Origin of the sequence: Streptomyces ossamyceticus (genome assembly GCF_001418475.1) — a bacterium.
Taxonomy (GTDB): Bacteria; Actinomycetota; Actinomycetes; order Streptomycetales; family Streptomycetaceae; genus Streptomyces; species Streptomyces ossamyceticus.
The window spans coordinates 1-1,508 of sequence record NZ_LIQX01000952.1 but is presented as its reverse complement, the minus strand read 5'-3'; the positions used below and the strand labels follow the sequence as shown (position 1 = coordinate 1,508).

Annotated in this window: 2 protein-coding genes; one reads left to right on the top strand and one right to left on the bottom strand. The window is 71.8% G+C overall.

The window, feature by feature from the left end; genetic code table 11:
• Positions 1 to 27: 27 nt before the first annotated feature.
• Entirely contained in the window at positions 28 to 1,077 is a 1,050-nt protein-coding gene (locus AOK15_RS40900; RefSeq protein ID WP_055524297.1) for a MerR family transcriptional regulator, read from the bottom strand.
• Positions 1,078 to 1,276: 199 nt separating this feature from the next.
• On the opposite strand from AOK15_RS40900, the gene AOK15_RS40895 reads away from it, so the two are divergent.
• Positions 1,277 to 1,508: hypothetical protein (locus tag AOK15_RS40895; RefSeq protein WP_420877039.1), on the top strand; the 232-nt coding region annotated here is incomplete at its 3' end.

Sequence of the window (1,508 nt, the reverse complement as noted above, 5' to 3'; positions counted from 1 at the left end):
ACGTCAGCTGCGTGGTGGCCGCCGTCGTCACCCCTCCACCACGTCGGCCACCACGCAGCTGACGTTGTCCGGTCCGCCCGCCCCGTTCGCCTCGGCGACGAGGGCGTCCACGGCTGCCGCGGGGGTCCCGGACGAGGTGAGGATCCGTCGGATGTCCGGATCGGGGACGACCGTGGAGAGGCCGTCGGAGCAGAGGAGGTAGCGGTCGCCGGGGTGCGCGTCCCGCAGCCGCACATCCGGGGTGGAGGTGTCCTCGCGGCCCGTCAACGCCCGCAGCAGCAGCGCGGGTTGGGGATGGGTCGTCGCCTCCTCGGGGGTCAGCCGGCCCTCGTCGACCAGGGACTGGACGACGGTGTGGTCATGGGTGATCCGGAACAGTTCGCCGCCACGCAGGAGATACGCACGGGAGTCGCCGATGTGGACGAGGGCGAGCCGGGAGCCGGTCCACAGCAGCGCGGTCAGGGTGGTGCCGTCGTCCTCGGTCGCCGCGCTCTCCCGTACGGCGTCCGTGGCGTTCCGTACGGCGTCCTCCAGCACGTTCAGTACGTCGCCCGCCGGAAGAGGCTCGCGCTCCAGGGCCTTCAGCGCCTCCACGGCTGCCGTGCTCACGGGGGCCCCGCCGGGGCCGAAGCCGTCGGCCACGGCGAGGAGGCGGGCACCGGCGTACGCGGTGTCCTGGTTGGCGGCACGCACGCGTCCGGTGTCGGAGAGAGCGGCGTAACGGAGTTCCAGCATGGTGGTGTTCCTTCCCGGTGTGTCGGTGAGGTGGTCCACGAGGAACGCCGCCAGCTCGCGCCGGGCGGCCGTGTCGGCCTCGACGCCGGCCCAGTACGCCCGGATCTCCCGGGTCGCGGGGCCGGGCGGCAGCGCGCACACCGTACGGATACGGGCGAGCGGCATGCCCAGGCGGCGCAGCCACGCCACCAGCCGGGCCTGCTCCAACTGCCCGGTGGCGTAGTAGCGGTAGCCGGTGTCCGGGTCGACCCGGGCGGGGCGCAGGAGGTCCAACTCGTCGTAGAGCCGCAGTGCCTTGGGTGACAGCCGGCACGCCTTCGCGAACGCGCCGATCGTCAGCATGGCTCCGGGTTCGGCCACAACTCCCCCTTTGTGTACGCCGGTTCACCTTGCCCCGACTGTTCCTCGTTCCGCTCTCGATGCTGGGGCTTCACCAAAGGTGAAGGTCAAGCGCGTGTTCGGAACTATGGCGGTCATCCGTTATCGTTTCGTGATCGAATGGGTCTCATCCGATCACAACCTGATCACACTCTGAAGGAACATGACCGAGCGCAGAGCAACGCCTTCCCCTGACCGTCGCCGCCGGAGCGGCTCCGCGGAGCCCGCCGGGCGTCTGGCCAAGGGCGGCGGGCGCCGTCGCAAGCCCTCCGCACGATTCGGTCGGGGCCGCGAACCCGGTGACACCGCGGACGGCGTCGAGACGGTGCGGGAGAACGACGCCCGCGCGGGCAACGGCGGCGACGGCAACGGCGGCGCGGGCGTCGTTCTCCCGC